Origin of the sequence: Pseudomonas sp. JQ170C (genome assembly GCF_035581345.1) — a bacterium.
Lineage (GTDB): Bacteria > Pseudomonadota > Gammaproteobacteria > Pseudomonadales > Pseudomonadaceae > Aquipseudomonas.
Window position 1 is genome coordinate 1,615,562 of sequence record NZ_CP141608.1, and the last position, 18,800, is coordinate 1,634,361.

An 18,800-nucleotide genomic window follows, 5' to 3' on the forward strand; every position below is an offset into this window, starting at 1 on the left:
TCACTCCACAAACAGGCTGGCGGGTTGTTCGAGCAGGCCGCGGATGGCCTGGATGAAGAGCGCTGCGTCCATGCCATCGACCACGCGATGATCGAAGGACGAGGACAGGTTCATCATCTTGCGGATCACGATCTGGCCGTTGATCACCATCGGCCGTTCGACCATGCGGTTGACCCCGACGATAGCGACCTCCGGCGTGTTGACCACCGGCGTCGAGACGATGCCGCCAAGAGCGCCGAGGCTGGTCAGGGTGATGGTCGAGCCCGTCAGTTCTTCACGGCTGGCCTTGTTGGTGCGGGCGGCATTGGCCAGGCGCACGATTTCGCTTGCGTTGCTCCATAGGCTGCCGGCCTCGGCGTGACGCACCACCGGCACCATCAGGCCGTTGTCGCCCTGGGTGGCGATACCGACATGCACCGCACCGTGGCGGGTGATGACCTGGGCTTCGTCGTCGTAGGTGGCGTTGATCTGCGGGAACTCACGCAGGGCAACGACCATGGCGCGCACCAGGAAGGGCAGCAGGGTCAGCTTGCCGCGGCTGTCGCCCCACTTCTTGTTCAGGTGCAGGCGCAGTTCTTCCAGGGCGGTGACGTCGATTTCTTCGACATAGCTGAAGTGCGCGACGCGACGCTTGGCATCCTGCATGCGCTGGGCGATCTTGCGGCGCAGGCCGATCACCGGGATCTGTTCGCTGTCGCTGCGCTTGGCGTAGCCGGACGCGCTCTGGGTGTGGGTGGTCGGCTGGGTGAGGAAGGCATCCAGGTCTTCATGCAGGATGCGCCCGGCCGGGCCGCTGCCGTGTACGTAGCGCAGTTCGATGCCGGCATCCAGGGCGCGCTTGCGCACGGCCGGGGAGGCGAGGGGACGCTCGCTGGCATCGCGCGGGACAATGGGGGCGGGCTGGTGGGTGGTGAGCGCCGGGACCGGGGTGGCTGCCGCTGCCGGGGTGGCGGCAGGGGCGGCTGGAGCGGGAGCCGGAGCCGGAGCCGGCTCGGCTGAGGCGCTGGCGTCTTCGCGGGGCGAGCCCGCTCCTCCCGGATGGTTGCCGGCGCCTTCGACTTCGATGCGGATCAGCTCGCTGCCCACGGCCATGACTTCACCCGGCTGGCCACCCAGGGCCAGGACCTTGCCGCTGACCGGCGAAGGGATTTCCACGGTAGCCTTGTCGGTCATGACGTCGGCCACGACCTGGTCTTCGGTGACGGTATCGCCGACTTTGACGAACCATTCCACCAGTTCAACTTGTGCGATGCCTTCACCGATATCCGGCATCTTGATGACGTGCGTGCCCATTCAGACCTCCATGACCCGTTTCAATGCCGCGCCCACTCGTGAGGGGCCGGGGAAGTACGCCCATTCCTGCGCGTGCGGGTAGGGAGTGTCCCAGCCGGTAACGCGTTCGATCGGGGCTTCAAGGTGATGGAAGCAGTGTTCCTGGACCAGCGAGATCAGCTCGGCGCCAAAGCCGCAGGTGCGGGTGGCTTCGTGAACCACCACGCAGCGGCCGGTCTTTTTCACCGAGTTGACGATGGTTTCCAGGTCCAGTGGCCACAGACTGCGCAGGTCGATGACTTCGGCGTCGACGCCGGTTTCTTCGGCAGCGACCTGGGACACGTACACGGTGGTGCCGTAGGTCAGCACGGTCACGTCATTGCCCGGGCGGGTGATGGCGGCCTTGTCCAGCGGCACGGTGTAGTAGCCGTCGGGTACGGCGCTGGCCGGGTGTTTCGACCACGGGGTTACCGGGCGGTCGTGGTGGCCGTCGAACGGGCCGTTGTACAGGCGCTTGGGCTCCAGGAAGATCACCGGGTCATCGTTCTCGATCGAGGCGATCAGCAGGCCTTTTGCGTCGTAGGGGTTGGAAGGCATCACGGTGCGCAGGCCGCACACCTGGGTGAACATCGCCTCCGGGCTCTGGCTGTGGGTCTGGCCGCCGTAAATGCCGCCGCCGCAAGGCATGCGCAGGGTCAGCGGGGCCACGAACTCGCCGGCCGAGCGATAGCGCAGGCGAGCCATCTCGGAAACGATCTGGTCGGAGGCCGGGTAGAAGTAGTCGGCGAACTGGATCTCGACCACCGGACGCAGGCCGTAGGCACCCATGCCCACGGCGGTGCCGACGATGCCGCTTTCGGAGATCGGCGCATCGAACACGCGCGACTTGCCGTATTTGGTCTGCAGGCCTTCGGTGCAGCGGAACACGCCGCCGAAGTAGCCCACGTCCTGGCCGTAGACGACCACGTTGTCATCGCGCTCAAGCATGATGTCCATGGCCGAGCGCAGGGCCTGGATCATGGTCATGGTGGTAGTCGCCATGGCGGTGTCCAACTGAATTGAAGTGTTGTGATCGTTCATGTCAGATCCCCAGTTCCTGGCGCTGCCGGCGCAGGTGCTCCGGCATCTCCTTGTAGACGTCCTCGAACATGGAGGCTGGGCTCGGCATCTGGCCACCGGCCAGGGTGCCGTACTGCTCGGCTTCTTTCTGCGCCTTGATGATCTCGGCCTCGAGCTCGGCGGTGACCGCCTGGTGCTCTTCTTCGGACCAGTGGCCGATGGCGATCAGGTGCTGTTTGAGGCGGGTGATCGGGTCACCCAGGGGGAAGTGACTCCAGTCGTCGGCAGGGCGGTACTTGGATGGATCGTCCGACGTCGAGTGTGGGCCGGCACGGTAGGTGACCCACTCGATCAGGCTCGGGCCCAGGCCGCGGCGGGCACGTTCGGCGGCCCAGCGCGAGGCGGCGTAGACCGCGATGAAATCGTTGCCGTCGACCCGCAGCGAGGCGATGCCGCAACCCACGCCACGACCGGCGAAGGTTGTCGATTCACCCCCGGCAATGGCCTGGAAGGTGGAGATCGCCCACTGGTTATTGACCACGTTGAGGATCACCGGCGCGCGGTACACGTGGGCGAAGGTCAGGGCGGTGTGGAAGTCGGATTCGGCGGTGGCGCCATCGCCGATCCAGGCCGAAGCGATTTTGGTGTCGCCCTTGATGGCCGAGGCCATGGCCCAGCCGACGGCCTGGACGAACTGGGTCGCCAGGTTACCGCTGATGGTGAAGAAGCCGGCTTCGCGCACCGAGTACATGATCGGCAGCTGGCGGCCCTTGAGCGGATCGCGCTCGTTGGACAGCAGTTGGCAGATCATCTCGACCAGCGACACGTCGCGGGCCATCAGGATGCTTTGCTGGCGGTAGGTGGGGAAGCACATGTCGGTGCGGTTCAGGGCCATGGCCTGGCCGCTGCCGATGGCTTCTTCACCCAGGCTCTGCATATAGAAGGACATCTTCTTCTGCCGCTGGGCCACCACCATGCGGCTGTCGAACAGTCGGGTCTTGAGCATGGTGCGCATGCCCTGGCGCAGGACCTCGGGGCTGATGTCCTCGGCCCACGGGCCCAGGGCATTGCCTTTGTCGTCCAGCACCCGGATCAGGCTGTAGGCGATATCTGCGGTATCGGCAGCTTCTACATCGACGGGAGGTTTACGGACCTTACCGGCATCGTTCAGACGCAGGTAGGAAAAATCAGTCTGGCAGCCTGGCCGGCCGGTGGGCTCGGGCACATGCAGACGCAGGGGGGCGTACTCGTTCATGCTTTTTTACGCTCGCTCTGTCTTGTGTTTTTGTTGAGCTTTGAAGCGGTCGCTGCTGAATCTCTGGCTTGTGACCAGGGGGTCAGCCTTGTCCTACATGATATTCGGGCGCCTGAAGAATATTTCTCTCAAGTTCATTGCCTTTGTTCTGGCTTGCGGATAAACATTCCTTATAAAGACAAAAAACAGGTGAAATTCTCTCATGCGCAAACTGGATCGTACGGACATCGGCATTCTCAACAGCCTTCAGGAAAACGCGCGGATCACCAACGCAGAGCTGGCGCGCTCGGTAAACCTGTCGCCCACCCCGTGTTTCAACCGGGTAAAAGCCATGGAAGAGATGGGCGTGATCCGCCAGCAAGTGACCCTGCTGGCGCCGGAGGTGTTGGGGCTGGACGTCAATGTGTTCATTCATGTCAGCCTTGAAAAGCAGGTGGAGCAATCCCTGCACCGATTCGAGGAAGAGATTGCCGAGCGCCCGGAGGTCATGGAGTGCTACTTGATGACCGGCGACCCTGACTACTTGCTGCGGGTGCTACTGCCCAGCATCCAGGCGCTGGAGCGGTTTCTCGATTACCTGACGCGCTTGCCGGGGGTGGCCAACATCCGTTCGAGCTTTGCCTTGAAACAGGTGCGCTACAAGACGGCATTGCCGTTGCCGGCCAACGGCCTGACCTTGCCAGTGTAGGAGCGGGCTTGCCCCGCGATGCGGTGTATCTGAACGATCGCTATCGCGGGGCAAGCCCGCTCCTACGGTGTGTGGAAAATTACGATCATATCCGTCATGGCTGCTTGAAATTTTGAACGCCTAGCGCCTATGTTGTAGCTGTCGCCGTTCCCGGCATGCGAAAACAAAAAGGATAGTGTCATGACGACCAGTGGCCAGCGTTCTCTCGCGGAGCGATTGACGGGCATTGATGAGATCGAGTGCATCACACCGGACCTCAACGGTGTGCCGCGCGGCAAGGTAATGACCGCTGAAGGATTTCTTGAAGGCCGCCGTTTGCAGATGGCCCGTGGTGTATTGCTGCAATGCATCATGGGCGGTTATCCACCGGCGCGCTTCTACGGCAGTGATGATGGTGACCTGGCGCTGGTGGCCGATGCTCAGCAGATCCACCGCCTGCCCTGGAGTGACGAGCCCCGCGCGCTGGCCATCTGTGATGCCGTCGAGCTGAGCGGGGAAAGTTCGGGGCTGTCTTCTCGTGGCCTGCTCAAGGCGGTGATCGCCCGCTATGCCGCCCGTGGCCTGGCGCCGGTAGTGGCTACCGAGCTTGAGTTCTTTGTCTTCGCACCGAACAGTGACCCCACTCAACCCTTCCTGCCGCCACTGGGCAAGGATGGCCGCCGCGAAGAGGGCTACTCGGCCTTCAGCGTCAGCTCCAACAATGGCCTGCGCCCGTTCTTCAATGAGGTCTACCGCTGCATGGAGGCCCTGGGGCTGCCGCGCGATACCTTCATGCACGAGATGGGTGTCAGCCAGTTCGAGATCAACTTGCTGCACGGTGATCCGTTGCTGTTGGCCGACCAGACCTTGCTGTTCAAGCACCTGCTCAAGGAAGTGGCGCTCAAGCACGGCCTGACCGTGGTGTGCATGGCCAAGCCGCTGGCGCACACGCCGGGCAGTTCCATGCACATTCACCAGAGCCTGGTGGAGATCGAAGGCGGGCGTAATGTGTTCAGCGATGCCGATGGCAAGCCGACCGCGACCTTCCATCATTTCATTGGTGGCTTGCAGGTGTGCATGGCCGACTTCACGGCGCTGTTCGCACCCAACGTCAACTCCTATCAGCGCCTGTGCCACCCCTATGCCTCGCCCAACAATGCCTGCTGGTCCGAAGACAACCGCGCTGCCGGGTTGCGCATTCCAGCCAGCTCGCCGGTGGCGAGACGGGTCGAGAACCGTTTGCCCGGTGCCGACACCAACCCTTACCTGGCCATTGCCGCAAGCCTTGCCGCCGGCCTGTACGGCATCGAGCAGCAGCTGGAACCGACGGCGCCGATCCAGGGCGAGTTCGAGGTGCCGGATCATCTGAGCCTGCCTTGCACCTTGCACGCCGCCCTCGAGCGTCTGAAGCGAAGCGAGCTTGCGCGGGAACTGTTCGGCAAGGAATTCATCGAAGGCTACATCGCCACCAAGACCATGGAGCTGACCAGTTTCTTTGATGAAATCACCCCGTGGGAGCGACGCGTACTGGCCGCGCAGGCGTAGTCATCGCCGTGGGTTGAGTGCTGATCGAAAGGCAGGTGGTAGACGTTCCTGATCGGAAAGTCGCCACCTGTTTTTTTTATGCCTGGCGCCTACAGCGACGGTATTTTCACTTATGCTTTCAAGCAGTTTTTCCACCTGTTCAAGGGGCCGTTAGGGACGCTGATGCGACAGATCTGGAAGTCTTTTCGCGCGCTGTATTTCGCTGCGCTGATGATGTTGATCGGCTCCGGCTTGTTGAGTACCTACCTGACCTTGAGGCTGGCTGCCGATCATGTCGACAGCCTGTGGGTGGGTGCGCTGATGGCCGCCAACTATTTTGGCCTGGCCCTGGGCGGCAAGATCGGTCACCGGCTGATTGCCCGGGTCGGCCACATTCGTGCCTATGCCACCTGTGCGGGGATCGTCGGTGCGGCGGTGCTCGGTCATGGTCTGGTCAGTTGGTTGCCGGCCTGGCTGGTGCTGCGGGTCATTGTTGGCCTGGGGATGATGTGCCAGTACATGGTCATTGAAAGCTGGCTCAACGAGCAGGCCGATGCCAAGCAACGGGGCGCGGTGTTCAGCGGCTACATGATCTTCTCTTACCTGGGCCTGGTGCTGGGGCAACTGATTCTGGTCGCGCATCCGCAATTGGGACCGGAGCTGCTGATGCTGGTCGCCATGTGCTTTGCCTTGTGTCTGGTGCCTGTTGCGCTTACCCGGCGCATTCACCCGGCGCCGTTGCGCCCGGCGCCAATGGAGCCGCGGTTCTTTATCGAGCGGGTGCCGCAGTCGTTGAGCACCGTGCTGGGTTCCGGGCTGATTGTCGGCTCCTTCTATGGCCTGGCGCCCTTGTATGCCGCCAAGCAAGGACTGGCGACTGAGCAGATCGGCCTGTACATGGGCTGCTGCATTTTCGCTGGCCTGTTGGTGCAGTGGCCGCTGGGGTGGTTGTCGGACCGTTATGACCGGGCCTTGTTGATTCGCTGCGTAGCCATTGGCCTGGTCGTGACTGCCTTGCCTCTGGCGATCATGCCCACCGTGCCTATGGTCGTGTTGTTCGGCGCAGGCTTTGCCGTATCGCTCCTGCAGTTCAGCCTGTATCCCCTGGCGGTAGCGTTTTCCAACGACCACGTGGAGAGTGAGCGGCGGGTATCGCTGACGGCCATGCTGCTGGTGACCTACGGCGTGGGCGCGAGCATCGGGCCATTGGTGGCGGGTGTGCTGATGAAGTTGTTTGGCACGCAGATGCTCTACGCGTTCTTTGTGTTCTTTGCGCTGGTGCTGGTATGGCGGATTCGACCGAAAGCGGTGACCGGATTGCATCAGGTCGACGATGCGCCGCTGCATCACGTGGCGATGCCGGCGGCCGGTTCGCCCTTGTCGGCAGCCCTCGACCCGCGGGTGGATGAGCAGGTGGTGCAGGATCAGATGCAGGCGCCGGTGGCGGCGGAGGATACCGAGGGGGAAGAGGGGGAGGCTGAGGCTGACAAGCCTGCGCCGGTGTGATGCGATCGCGGGGCAAACCCGCTCCTGCAGGAGCGGGTTTGCCCCGCGAGGGTTTACCGATCAGTAATCGTCTTTATCGAAGCGCCGCGCTTCACGCTGCAACTGATAAACGAACGTCTCGACCTTGCGCTGCATCTGCCCGTTCAGGTTGTGGAACCGCACTCCGGCAAAGGTAGCGTTCAAGCGCTCTTCAAAGTGCAGGTGGCGCAGCTCCACCTCAACCTGCGACAACCCCAGTGGCGCGCCGGTGGCAAACTTCTCGTACACCTGACCCAGTTGCAGACGCTCCTCGACGTTGCCGTCAAAGCGCAGCTTGCAGCCGGTCGCCGAGATATCCAGCAGTTTGCCCTTGAGCTCGCCCTTGCCCTTGAGCTTGTCGCCGTCGAGCTTGATATCGACCAATTGCGACAGCTTCAGCGCGGCGCGGAAGGCATTGCGGCGCTGGTGATAGGCGACCTCGGTGGGCAGTGCGCCCCGGTAGCAGCGGTGGCCATCGACCTCGCTGATGGTCAGCGGGGTGTTGCACTCCCAGGCGATGCGCACGCCATCGTGAAAGCCCTCGACGCGAAACGGCTCGCCGTTCTCGAGAAAGCGTTCGCCGTCGCGGGGGATCATTTCATCAAAGGCCAGGCGATTGCCTTCGCGGTCGACTTCGACCACGTAGCTCTGGAAGCGCTGGCTGCGTTCGTGAAAGGTGATGATCAGCGGGTCATGGCTCTCTAGCAGCGACCGCAGATTGGCGGCAATTTCCAACGGGGTGGTGAGCACCTTTGGAGGCTGCGGAGCTTCAGCTTCATTGAACACGGGTAATCAATCTCCAGGCAAAAACGACACACGCAAGTTACGGCATTTTGCCAGTATGTTCCGTGCCTTGATACAGGGAATCAAGCCTGGCTGAGGGCCCGTGGCTTGGCGAGAGGCGAGGTCGAGCCGCGGCTGTCGTAGAGCGTCGGTGATTCGCCGCCCATGAGGATTCTGATCTGGTTGGCCGTGGTCTTCTGCTGGATCTGGATCGACTGGCCATTGCCTTCGTTGATGGCCTGGCAGTCGGCGAGCAGTTTGCCCAGCTCGTCCAGGCGCTGCAGCAGGCTGGTGCCCAGGTGCGATTGCGCGGCCAGTTGCTCGACGCCCTGGCGGTCCTGGCTCAGGCCCAGGCTTGCGAGCAATTCACTACGCCGCCGGCCTTGCTGATCGAGCAGGATCACCAGCGACTGCTTGCGTGCCAGGAGGTTTTCCAGCAGGGGCATGTCGCGACCGTGCAGCGCAATCGCCTCGGTCTGCAACAATTCGAGCAGTTGTTGCGCTGGAGCAATGTCGTCTTCGATCAGTTTGAGCAGAGTAGTGTCGTGCATGGCTGGCTCTTGGGTTCTAGCGTCCTGAAGTCAGCGCGCCAGGGGCTAGCGCTGGGCTTCGAAATTAAGCAGTTTGCTGGCGACGCGGTTGCTGTCGACCTGGTAGCTGCCGTCGGCGATGGCCTTTTTCAACTCGGCCACCCGGGCGCTGTTGACCACAGGCTGTTCGCGCAGCTGTTCGCTGACCTTTTGCAACTGCTGGGCCTCGTGGCTCAGGTGTACGGTTTCCCCGCTGGCGCTGGCTTGGGCCGTAGTGTCGGCCTTGGCCGGGGCGGCATTGGCGGCGCTTTCCTGGCTATTGCCAGTGCGCCCGGCGGTGCCAACCGACGGGGAGTTATTCAAACGACTGAAGTCGATGACCATGATCAGAAAACCTCTGGGTATTTGGACGCTTGCCTTGTTTTCGGCCAACCCGAAAAAAACTTTAGGCGCAATTGCACGGCAACGTGCGCGGCAGGTTCCTGGCACCCAATGGGACACAGTTTAGGAAAAGCGGTTCCCGACCGCCAGGGTTGTTCACTGTTCATGGCGCTACATGGCGACTTCCACCTGGCCCGGGCCGGTCACCCTGGCCTTGACCACTCGTTTGGAATTGAGATTGCGCACCCGGATCTGTTCGCTCAGGCCACCCTTGACCAGGGCTTCGCCCGGCATGCGCACGCTGAGGGTGCCGCTGCGGGCGGTGATGACCACCTGGTCGCCCTTGCGGATCACCTCGGCCTGTTCAAGGTGTTGAGGGGTCAGTACCTGATCCATGACCGTTGGTCGGATAAGTTTCAAGCCCACCGCCTGGTCCAGGCTGGTCAGAAAACCCTGGTTCAACAGCCCTACGTCGCGTTCGCGCAGGCCGACATCCTGTTCGCCGACAATGCTTTCGCGTTTGAGCGGTCGCACCATGGTCACCACCTCGCGAAAAAGACGTACCTGGGCCGGCACGAACACCGTCCACGGGGAGCTGCCGTTGCAGCGAACCCGCACGGTTACGCGGCCCAGTGGCTGCGCGGTGTTCTCCAGATTGGCGTCCAGTTGCCGGTCGCACAGCGGCATGCGCAGGCGCGGATCGAGGGTGTTGACCTGGATTTCGTAGCGGCCTTGGGTCTGGCTGCTGGCCAGATAATCTTCAACGGTGAACTCAAGAAACCCTTGGGTGACACCGATAAGCTGTTCAGGCAAGGTGAAAGCGTCAGCCAGGGTTCGCCCACCTGGCGCCGCCAGGCACAGCACAGCAAGGATGCCGGGCAGGTGGCGGGTCAGGCGTCGGGAAAATGTCGTTTTCGTGTTCATGAAATCTAAATAGCAAAGCGCGTGCCGACTGGGTACGAGGCTCGAAGCACAGGGTGAAGGAGTCTGGCATGGCGGGTGTAATGGATTCGGTGAACCAGCGCACGCAGCTGGTGGGGCAGAATCGCCTTGAGCTGCTGCTGTTTCGACTCAATGGGGATCAGCTCTACGGGATCAACGTGTTCAAGGTGCGGGAGGTGCTGCAATGCCCACCGCTCACGGTGCTGCCCAAGTCAAATCCGGTAGTGCGCGGCGTCGCCAATATCCGCGGGGCAACCATTCCGATCCTCGATCTGGCGATGGCGACCGGCATGCCGGGCCTGCGTGAAGAAACCAGCAAGAGCTTCGTGATCATCACGGAGTACAACACCAAGACCCAGGGCTTTCTGGTGCACTCGGTGGAGCGCATCGTCAACATGAACTGGGAAGAGATCCATCCGCCACCCAAGGGTACCGGTCGCGATCACTACCTGACCGCAGTGACCCGGGTCGACAACAAGATGGTCGAGATCATCGACGTGGAGAAGGTGCTTGCCGAAGTGGCGCCGACCTCCGAGGCGATCTCTGCTGGCGTGGTCGATGCCGAGGTGCAGGACAAGGCGGTGATGTTGCGGGTGTTGACGGTCGATGACTCATCGGTGGCGCGCAAGCAGGTCAGCCGTTGCCTGCAGACGGTGGGGGTCGAGGTGGTGGCGCTCAATGACGGTCGCCAGGCGCTCGAATACCTGCGCAAGCTGGTGGATGAGGGCAAGCGTCCGGAAGAAGAGTTCCTGATGATGATCTCCGATATCGAGATGCCGGAAATGGACGGCTACACCCTGACCGCCGAGATCCGCAACGACCCGCGCATGCAAAAGCTGCACATCATCCTGCATACTTCGCTTTCCGGGGTATTCAACCAGGCGATGGTCAAGAAGGTCGGTGCCGATGACTTTCTGGCCAAGTTCAAGCCCGACGACCTCGCTCAACGTGTCGTCGATCGCATCAAGGCTACGCACTAACGGCCAGGGGTTTGCCCCTGGCGGTTCACACGATTTAAGAGGCGGCATCATTGTCTACGGGTAATTTGGATTTCGAACAGTTCCGGGTCTTCCTGGAAAAAGCCTGTGGCATCCTGCTGGGCGAAAATAAGCAGTACCTGGTCTCCAGCCGTCTCAACAAGCTGATGGAGCAGCAGGGCATCAAGTCCCTGACCGAACTGGTGCAGCGCATTCAGAGCCAGCCGCGCAGTGGCTTGCGCGAGCAGGTGGTGGATGCCATGACCACCAACGAAACCCTGTGGTTTCGCGACACCTACCCGTTTGAAGTGCTCAAGAACAAAGTCCTGCCCGAGCAGATCAAGGCCAACCCCGGCCAGCGCCTGCGCATCTGGTCGGCGGCCTGTTCCTCGGGGCAGGAGCCGTACTCGATCTCCATGGCCATCGACGAGTTCGAGCGCAGCAACATCGGCCAGTTGAAGATGGGCGCGCAGATTGTGGCCACCGACTTGTCCGGGACCATGCTGACCAACTGCAAGTCGGGCGAGTACGACAGCCTGGCGATCGCCCGTGGCTTGTCCCAGGAGCGGTTGCAGCGCTACTTCGATGTGAAGGGGCCGGGACGCTGGGCGGTCAAGGCGCCGATTCGCAGTCGCGTGGAGTTTCGCTCCTTCAACCTGCTCGACAGCTACGCAAGCCTGGGCAAGTTCGACATCGTGTTCTGCCGCAACGTGCTGATCTACTTCTCGGCCCAGGTCAAGAAAGACATCCTGCTGCGCATTCACAGCACCCTCAAGCCAGGTGGGTACCTGTTCCTTGGCGCGTCCGAAGCGCTGAACGGCTTGCCGGAGCACTACCAGATGGTCCAGTGCAGCCCGGGCATCATCTACCAGGCCAAATAACCGTAGGAGCGGGCTTGCCCCGCGATGCGATGTAACTGCTGGATCGCTATCGCGGGGCAAGCCCGCTCCCACGCGCCACCAAATTGCCGCTTCGGCGGAAAGCCTTTGCCGCTTTTCTGACATCGTTGCGCTCAGAGCCCCGTATTTACGGGGCTTTGTTTTTTGGCATGGCTCTTGCTCTAGCTCTGCCAACGATTTATCCGGTCAACCTTTGAAGGTTTCCCCGACATGAGCATCAGCTTCGACAAAGCGCTCGGCATTCACGAAAAAGCACTGGGCTTTCGCGCTCAGCGTGCCGAAGTGCTGGCCAACAACATCGCCAACGCCGACACGCCCAACTACAAGGCGCGCGATCTGGACTTCGCCTCGGTGCTGGCCGCCGAAAGCCAGAAGACCAAGGGCGGCCACTTTGCCCTGGACCGCACCAACAGCCGGCACATCGAGGCCGAAGGTATGAGCATGGGTGACGAAACCCTGCAGTACCGCACGCCCATGCAGCCGTCGATCGACCAGAACACCGTCGACGCCCAGCTCGAACAATCGAGCTATGCCGAAAACGCCGTGGGCTTCCAGGCCAGCTTCACGCTGCTCAACAGTAAATTCAAAGGGCTGGTATCGGCCCTGCGCGGAGAATAAGTCATGTCCCTCGCCAGTGTTTTCAACATTGCCGGTAGCGGCATGAGTGCCCAGACCACGCGTCTGAACACCGTCGCTTCAAACATCGCCAACGCCGAGACCGTGTCGTCGAGCATCGACCAGACCTACCGTGCCCGTCACCCGGTATTTGCCACCACCTTCCAGCAGGCCCAGGGCGGCGTCAGCCAGTCGCTGTTCCAGGATCAGGGCGAGGCCGGCCAAGGCGTGCAGGTGCTCGGTGTGGTCGAAGACCAGAGCAACCTTGAAGCGCGCTATGAGCCCAACCACCCGGCGGCGAACAAGGACGGCTACGTTTATTACCCGAACGTCAACGTGGTCGAGGAAATGGCCGACATGATCTCTGCCAGTCGCTCGTTCCAGACCAACGCCGAGTTGATGAACACGGCCAAGACCATGATGCAGAAAGTACTGACCCTGGGTCAGTGATAGGAGCATCAGCATGAGCACAACCGATTCGGTCAACAACGTCAGCAACTCGGTGTTGCAGTCCCTGCAGAAGCAGGAAACCACCGGCAACAGCAAGACCGGCACCGCCGGCAGCGCCCTGGGCAAGGATGCGTTCCTGCAGTTGCTGGTCACCCAGATGAAACACCAGAACCCACTGGACCCGCAGGAAAACGGCGAGTTCGTCGCCCAGTTGGCACAGTTCAGCAGCCTGGAAGGTATCGAGTCGCTCAACAGCTCGGTCAGCACCATTGGCGGTGCCTTCCTGTCGTCCATTGCCCTGCAGGCCTCTTCGCTGGTCGGGCGCAATGTGATGGTGCAGACCGACAAGTCGGTCGTCGATACCAGCAAGGACATGAAAGGCTCGATCAACCTGACCTCGTCCAGCACCCTGACCACCGTCGGCATCTACGACAGTGACGGTGAGCTGGTGCGCACGCTGGACCTGGGCAGCCAGAAGGGCGGCCAGGTGGACTTCACCTGGGACGGCAAAAACAGCGACGGCGAAGTGGCACCTGCCGGTACGTATACCTTCAAGGCCTCCGGCACCATCGAAGGCGTGGCTACCAACATGACCACCAACCTGCCGGCGTCGGTCAGCAGTGTGACCATGGGCAGCAACGGTTCGGAAATGATGTTGAACCTGTCCGGGCTTGGCAGCATCGCGCTGTCGAAAATTCAATCGATTGGAATCTAGGGCCGATATCGCGGCAGGAGTGAGCATATGTCTTTCAATATCGGCCTTAGCGGTCTTTATGCAGCAAACAAGGCCCTGGGCGTAACCGGCAACAACATCGCCAACGTTGCCACCACCGGCTTCAAATCGTCGCGCGCCGAATTCGCCGACCAGTACGCCTCGTCCATCCGTGGCACCAGCGGCAAGACCGCCATGGGCAGCGGCGTGACCACTGCGGCAATCTCGCAGATGTTCACCCAGGGCAACTTCACCGGTACCGGCCAGAGCCTGGACCTGGCCATCGACGGCAGCGGCTTTTTCGCCATGAACGACAACGGCTCGCGGATCTACACCCGTGCCGGTGCGTTCTACAGCGACAAAGAAGGCTACGTCGTCAACGCCCAGGGTGCCAATCTGCAGGGTTACGGTGTGGATGCCGACGGCAAGATCGTTCCGGGTGCACTCATCGACCTCAAGATCGACACCTCGAACCTGTCGCCCAACCCGACCGGTCGCATCAACGAATCGCTCAACCTGAACTCCAGTGCCACGGAGCCGAAGGTCACCCCGTTCTCGCCATCGGAAGTCGGTAGCTACAACTACACCTTCAACACCGACGTGTACGACAGCCAGGGCAATGCCCACCAGCTCAACCAGTATTTCGTCAAGGACGCGGCCAGCAACTCCTGGACCATGTACACCACCGTCGATGGCCGCAACCCGGGTGACCCGTCGCTGAGCACCCCGCTGGTCAACAAGCTGCCGTTCAAGTCCGACGGCACCCTGGACACCGCGTCCATGACTGCGGGCGCGGTTCCAGGTGGCCTGACCATCGCCGAGAACAAGACCTTCCAGCTCAATGGCTGGACCCCGGCCGAGAAGAACGCCGCCGGGGGCTGGGTTGCCAATGGTGCTGTTGCCAAGCCCGGCGGCGTGACCCTCGACATGCTGGCGACCACCCAGTACAACGCCGCATCCGCCACCACGGCCAAAAGCCAGGATGGCTATGCCACCGGTGAGCTGGCGGGCCTGACGGTCGACCAGAACGGCAACATGTTCGCCAACTTCACCAACGGCCAGGACAAGGTGATTGGCCAGGTGGCGATGGCCAACTTTGCCAACGCCCAGGGCCTGACCCCGGTGGGCGGCACGGCGTGGAAAGAGTCCTACGGCTCTGGCGTTCCGGTGGTGGGTGAGCCGAACACCGGCACCCTGGGCAAGATCTATGGCGGCTCCCTGGAAGACTCCAACGTCGACCTGACCGGCGAGCTGGTCAACCTGATCAAGGCGCAGAGCAACTATCAGGCGAACGCCAAGACCATCTCCACTGAAAGCACCATCATGCAGACCATCCTTCAGATGACCTAAAACATCGCGGGGCAAGCCCGCTCCTACCAGGTAGGAGCGGGCTTGCCCCGCGAAGGATTGCAAATGAAACGATGGACCCTGTGCGCAGCGCTGTTCCTCGCCGTCTTCGCACAAGCAGCCCCCGCCCCCTGGTACCAGTGGCAAAGCAAAGTCACCGGCCGCCTCATGTGTGCTCAGGTCGATCCCGGCGACGGTTGGCTGCGCCATTCCGGCCCCTACGACAATGCCGGTTGCCGCACCTGGTGAGGCACCCTTGCCGCCGGCGGCAACAGATCGCCGACAAACTGACGGCGTAACGCCATGCTTCACGCCAAAAGCCCCGGAATACGGGGCTTTTGTCATTCTGGTTCGATAATTGCTTTAACGCTTGCCAAGGTGGCAGCGCGGCAAGGTTTCGCGCAGAGGAGATCCTGTGGACAAGATGCTTTATGTGGCCATGACCGGCGCCAGCCAGAACGCGCTGGCGCAGAAGGCCCATGCCAACAACCTGGCGAACATTTCTACCAGCGGTTTTCAGCGTGACCTGGAGCAGGCACGCTCGATGCCGGTGTTCGGCGACAGCTTTCCGGCGCGCGCCTACGCCATGACCGAGCGCCCGGCAACCGACTTCACCCCGGGCTCGCTGCTGGAAACCGGCCGTGACCTGGACGTTGCCGTGGGTGGCGACGGCTGGATTGCCGTGCAGGCCCCCGATGGCAGCGAAGCCTATGTGCGCACCGCCAGCATGAACATCGATGCCCTGGGCGTACTGCGTGCCGGCAACGGCATGCCGGTCATGGGCAACGGCGGGCCGATTGCCGTGCCGCCGGAGCAGAAAATCGAGGTCGGTGAAGACGGCACCATCAGTATCCGCGCCCTGGGCGAGGGGCCGCAGGTGATGGCCGAAGTCGACCGGATCAAGATGGTCAACCCCGACCTCAAGACCATGACCAAAGGCCTGGACGGTCTGATCCACACCACCACTGGCCAGCCGGCGGTGGCCGATGCCAACGTCAAGCTGGTGTCCGGTTTCCTTGAGAACAGCAACGTCAATGCCGTCGAAGAAATGACATCGGTGCTGGCCCTGTCTCGTCAATTCGAGCTGCACATCAAAATGATGACCACGGCCAAGGAAGGCGATGAAGCCATGGCTCGTGTTTTGCAAATCGGCTAATTACACAGACGTAGCGCCGTAAAACAGGCGCACGAGGAGAACAGCATGCTTCCGGCTCTTTGGGTCAGTAAAACCGGTCTGTCCGCCCAGGACATGAACCTGACCACCATTTCCAACAACCTGGCTAACGTCTCGACCACCGGCTTCAAGCGTGATCGCGCCGAATTCCAGGACCTGCTCTACCAGACCCGCCGCCAGCCGGGCGCCCAGTCGACCCAGGACAGCGAGCTGCCTTCGGGCCTGCAACTGGGTACCGGTGTGCGCATCGTCGGCACCCAGAAGAGCTTCACCGCCGGCAGCCTGCAGACCACCGAGAACCCGCTGGACATGGCCATCGATGGCCGTGGTTTCTTCCAGATCCTGCAGCCCGACGGCACGCTCTCCTATACCCGTGACGGTACCTTCCACCTGAACTCCGACGGCCAGATCGTCACCGCCAGCGGCTTCGCCCTGGAGCCGGCCATTGTCGTGCCGCCAGAAGCGCAGACCTTCACCGTGGGCCGTGATGGCACCGTCTCGATCACCACGGCCGGGAACCCGGCTGCCCAGGTGATCGGCAATATCCAGACCGCCGACTTCATCAACCCGGCCGGCCTGCAGGCGGTGGGTGGCAACCTGTTCCTGGAAACCGCCGCCAGCGGCGCACCGCAAGTGGGTACCCCGGGCCTGAACGGCATTGGCGTGGTCCAGCAGCAGACCCTGGAAAACTCCAACGTCAGCACCGTGGAAGAGCTGGTCAACATGATCACCACCCAGCGTGCCTACGAGATGAACTCCAAGGTCATTTCCACCGCCGACCAGATGCTCTCGTTCGTTACCCAGAACCTGTAAGTGAAGTCTTCGAGGTCGCTTGAACAGCGCTTGTTACACCGTGAGGTCAGAGTCATGAGTCGTTTGTTTTCCGTACTTGCCCTGAGCGGGATCACCGTGCTGGCCGGCTGCGTTGCGCCGCCGCCAAAGCCCAACGATCCGTACTACGCACCGGTATTGCCGCGTACCCCCCTGCCGGCAGCGGCGAACAACGGCTCGATCTACCAGGCCGGTTTCGAGCAGAACCTGTACAGCGACCGCAAGGCGTTCCGGGTCGGTGACATCATCACCATCACCCTCAACGAGCGTACCCAGGCGAGCAAGAACGCCAACTCGCAGATCGCCAAGAACAGCAAGGCCGACATTGGCCTGACCTCGCTGTTCGGCTCGAGCGCCACCACCAACAACCCGTTCGGCAGTGGCGACCTGAGCCTCAGCGCCGGCTATAGCGGCGACCGTGCGACCAAGGGCGACAGCAAGGCGGGGCAGGGCAACAGCCTGACCGGCTCGATCACCGTGACCGTGGCCGACGTGCTGCCCAACGGCATCATTGCCGTGCGCGGCGAGAAGTGGCTGACGCTCAACACCGGTGACGAACTGGTGCGCATCGCCGGCATGATCCGCGCCGACGACATCGCCACCGACAACACCGTGCCATCGACCCGGGTGGCCGATGCGCGCATCACCTATTCGGGAACCGGCTCCTTTGCCGATGCCAGTCAACCCGGTTGGTTCGACCGTTTCTTCATCAGCCCGCTTTGGCCTTTCTAGGTTCCGATGACCATGTTCAACTTCAAGCAGCTGATTGCCGCTGTGCTCCTGATGTCCGCCGCCTGTGCGGTACAGGCCGAACGCCTGAAGGACATCGCCAGCATTTCCGGCGTGCGTACCAACCAGCTGATCGGCTACGGCCTGGTGGTCGGGCTCAACGGCACGGGTGACCAGACCACCCAGACGCCGTTCACCCTGCAGACCTTCAACAACATGCTCTCGCAGTTCGGCATTAAAGTGCCGCCAGGGTCGGGCAATGTGCAGCTGAAAAACGTCGCGGCGGTGTCGATTCATGCCGACCTGCCGGCGTTCGCCAAGCCGGGCCAGGTCGTTGACGTGACCGTGTCCTCGATCGGTAACTCCAAGAGCCTGCGCGGCGGCAGCCTGCTGATGACCCCGCTCAAGGGTATCGACGGCAACGTCTATGCCATTGCCCAGGGCAATCTGGTGGTCGGCGGCTTCGATGCCGAAGGCCGCGATGGTTCCAAGATCACCGTCAACGTGCCGTCGGCCGGTCGTATTCCCGGTGGTGCCAGCGTTGAGCGCGCTGTGCCCAGTGGCTTCAACCAGGGCAACAGCCTGACCCTCAACTTGAACCGCCCCGACTTCACCACCGCCAAGCGCATCGTCGACAAGGTCAACGAACTGCTCGGCCCGGGTGTGGCCCAGGCCCTGGATGGCGGTTCGGTGCGCGTCAGTGCGCCGCTCGATCCGAGCCAGCGCGTCGATTACCTGTCGATTCTCGAGAACCTCGAAATCGACCCGGGCCAGGCAGTGGCCAAGGTCATCATCAACTCGCGTACCGGCACCATTGTGATCGGCCAGAACGTCAAGGTGTCACCGGCAGCAGTGACCCACGGCAGCCTGACCGTGACCATCACCGAAGACCCGATCGTCAGCCAGCCGGGACCGTTCTCCAATGGCCAGACGGCCGTGGTGCCCCGCTCGCGCGTGAACGCCGAGCAGGAAGCCAAGCCGATGTTCAAGTTCGGCCCGGGTACCACGCTGGATGAAATCGTTCGCGCAGTGAACCAGGTGGGCGCAGCCCCCAGTGACCTGATGGCGATCCTCGAAGCCCTGAAACAGGCCGGCGCCTTGCAGGCCGACCTGATCGTGATTTGAGGGC

The 18,800-nt window shown here is 62.1% G+C and carries 21 protein-coding genes; 14 read left to right on the plus strand and 7 right to left on the minus strand.

The window, feature by feature from the left end; translation table 11 throughout:
- Genes U9R80_RS07465 through U9R80_RS07475 form a run of 3 tightly spaced genes read right to left on the minus strand, consistent with a single transcriptional unit; the run spans position 1 to position 3,586 of the window.
- Positions 1-1,293, minus strand: coding sequence for a dihydrolipoamide acetyltransferase family protein (locus U9R80_RS07465; RefSeq protein ID WP_301836988.1), 1,293 nt, complete (start codon positions 1,291-1,293; stop codon positions 1-3).
- Positions 1,294-2,352: an alpha-ketoacid dehydrogenase subunit beta gene (locus U9R80_RS07470; protein WP_028945526.1), complete on the minus strand. Its 1,059-nt coding sequence runs from the start codon at positions 2,350-2,352 to the stop codon at positions 1,294-1,296.
- 1 nt (position 2,353) lies between these two features.
- A complete protein-coding gene (locus U9R80_RS07475; RefSeq protein ID WP_301836987.1) occupies positions 2,354-3,586 on the minus strand; it encodes a 3-methyl-2-oxobutanoate dehydrogenase (2-methylpropanoyl-transferring) subunit alpha in 1,233 nt (410 codons plus the stop codon).
- A gap of 202 nt (positions 3,587-3,788) precedes the next feature.
- Between U9R80_RS07475 and bkdR the strand changes: the two genes are divergently transcribed.
- From bkdR to U9R80_RS07490, 3 genes are all read left to right on the plus strand, one after another.
- Positions 3,789-4,274 (plus strand): Bkd operon transcriptional regulator BkdR, encoded by a 486-nt coding sequence (gene bkdR / locus U9R80_RS07480; protein ID WP_301836986.1) that lies wholly within the window; start codon positions 3,789-3,791, stop codon positions 4,272-4,274.
- Between the two features lie 282 nt (positions 4,275-4,556).
- Positions 4,557-5,798: a glutamine synthetase family protein gene (locus U9R80_RS07485; protein WP_301837479.1), complete on the plus strand. Its 1,242-nt coding sequence runs from the start codon at positions 4,557-4,559 to the stop codon at positions 5,796-5,798.
- A 162-nt stretch (positions 5,799-5,960) separates the two neighbouring features.
- Positions 5,961-7,283, plus strand: a complete 1,323-nt coding sequence (locus U9R80_RS07490) for an MFS transporter (RefSeq protein ID WP_301836985.1) — start codon at positions 5,961-5,963, stop codon at positions 7,281-7,283.
- Positions 7,284-7,343: 60 nt separating this feature from the next.
- Here the strand turns inward: U9R80_RS07490 and U9R80_RS07495 are convergent, their stop codons facing one another.
- The 4 genes from U9R80_RS07495 to flgA form a co-directional block, all read right to left on the minus strand.
- Positions 7,344-8,087, minus strand: coding sequence for a flagellar brake protein (locus U9R80_RS07495; protein ID WP_274118028.1), 744 nt, complete (start codon positions 8,085-8,087; stop codon positions 7,344-7,346).
- Positions 8,088-8,167: 80 nt separating this feature from the next.
- Positions 8,168-8,635, minus strand: a complete 468-nt coding sequence (locus tag U9R80_RS07500) for a flagella synthesis protein FlgN (RefSeq protein ID WP_301836984.1) — start codon at positions 8,633-8,635, stop codon at positions 8,168-8,170.
- A 45-nt stretch (positions 8,636-8,680) separates the two neighbouring features.
- On the minus strand, positions 8,681-8,998 hold the full coding sequence (gene flgM, locus U9R80_RS07505) for a flagellar biosynthesis anti-sigma factor FlgM (RefSeq protein WP_301836983.1): 318 nt from the start codon (positions 8,996-8,998) through the stop codon (positions 8,681-8,683).
- A gap of 168 nt (positions 8,999-9,166) precedes the next feature.
- On the minus strand, positions 9,167-9,919 hold the full coding sequence (flgA, locus tag U9R80_RS07510) for a flagellar basal body P-ring formation chaperone FlgA (protein WP_301836982.1): 753 nt from the start codon (positions 9,917-9,919) through the stop codon (positions 9,167-9,169).
- 68 nt (positions 9,920-9,987) lie between these two features.
- On the opposite strand from flgA, the gene U9R80_RS07515 reads away from it, so the two are divergent.
- The 11 genes from U9R80_RS07515 to U9R80_RS07565 all read left to right on the plus strand — a co-directional run bounded on the left by U9R80_RS07515 (position 9,988) and on the right by U9R80_RS07565 (position 18,796).
- On the plus strand, positions 9,988-10,917 hold the full coding sequence (locus U9R80_RS07515) for a chemotaxis protein CheV (protein WP_301836981.1): 930 nt from the start codon (positions 9,988-9,990) through the stop codon (positions 10,915-10,917).
- A gap of 50 nt (positions 10,918-10,967) precedes the next feature.
- Entirely contained in the window at positions 10,968-11,795 is an 828-nt protein-coding gene (gene cheR / locus U9R80_RS07520) for a protein-glutamate O-methyltransferase CheR (protein ID WP_301836980.1), read from the plus strand.
- Positions 11,796-12,023: 228 nt separating this feature from the next.
- Positions 12,024-12,431, plus strand: a complete 408-nt coding sequence (flgB, locus tag U9R80_RS07525) for a flagellar basal body rod protein FlgB (RefSeq protein WP_301836979.1) — start codon at positions 12,024-12,026, stop codon at positions 12,429-12,431.
- A gap of 3 nt (positions 12,432-12,434) precedes the next feature.
- Complete coding sequence (gene flgC / locus U9R80_RS07530; RefSeq protein ID WP_028945514.1) at positions 12,435-12,878, plus strand: flagellar basal body rod protein FlgC; 444 nt, start codon at positions 12,435-12,437, stop codon at positions 12,876-12,878.
- Positions 12,879-12,891: 13 nt separating this feature from the next.
- Entirely contained in the window at positions 12,892-13,593 is a 702-nt protein-coding gene (flgD, locus tag U9R80_RS07535) for a flagellar hook assembly protein FlgD (RefSeq protein ID WP_301836978.1), read from the plus strand.
- Positions 13,594-13,620: 27 nt separating this feature from the next.
- A complete protein-coding gene (gene flgE, locus U9R80_RS07540; RefSeq protein ID WP_301836977.1) occupies positions 13,621-14,940 on the plus strand; it encodes a flagellar hook protein FlgE in 1,320 nt (439 codons plus the stop codon).
- Positions 14,941-15,003: 63 nt separating this feature from the next.
- Complete coding sequence (locus U9R80_RS07545; protein ID WP_301836976.1) at positions 15,004-15,186, plus strand: hypothetical protein; 183 nt, start codon at positions 15,004-15,006, stop codon at positions 15,184-15,186.
- 166 nt (positions 15,187-15,352) lie between these two features.
- Positions 15,353-16,093: a flagellar basal body rod protein FlgF gene (locus U9R80_RS07550; RefSeq protein WP_301836975.1), complete on the plus strand. Its 741-nt coding sequence runs from the start codon at positions 15,353-15,355 to the stop codon at positions 16,091-16,093.
- A 45-nt stretch (positions 16,094-16,138) separates the two neighbouring features.
- Positions 16,139-16,924 carry a flagellar basal-body rod protein FlgG gene (gene flgG / locus U9R80_RS07555; RefSeq protein ID WP_028945510.1) on the plus strand — a complete coding sequence of 262 codons (786 nt, stop codon included), beginning with the start codon at positions 16,139-16,141 and terminating at the stop codon, positions 16,922-16,924.
- 54 nt (positions 16,925-16,978) lie between these two features.
- Positions 16,979-17,674: a flagellar basal body L-ring protein FlgH gene (gene flgH, locus U9R80_RS07560; protein ID WP_301836974.1), complete on the plus strand. Its 696-nt coding sequence runs from the start codon at positions 16,979-16,981 to the stop codon at positions 17,672-17,674.
- Between the two features lie 12 nt (positions 17,675-17,686).
- Complete coding sequence (locus U9R80_RS07565; protein ID WP_301836973.1) at positions 17,687-18,796, plus strand: flagellar basal body P-ring protein FlgI; 1,110 nt, start codon at positions 17,687-17,689, stop codon at positions 18,794-18,796.
- Positions 18,797-18,800: the final 4 nt, after the last annotated feature.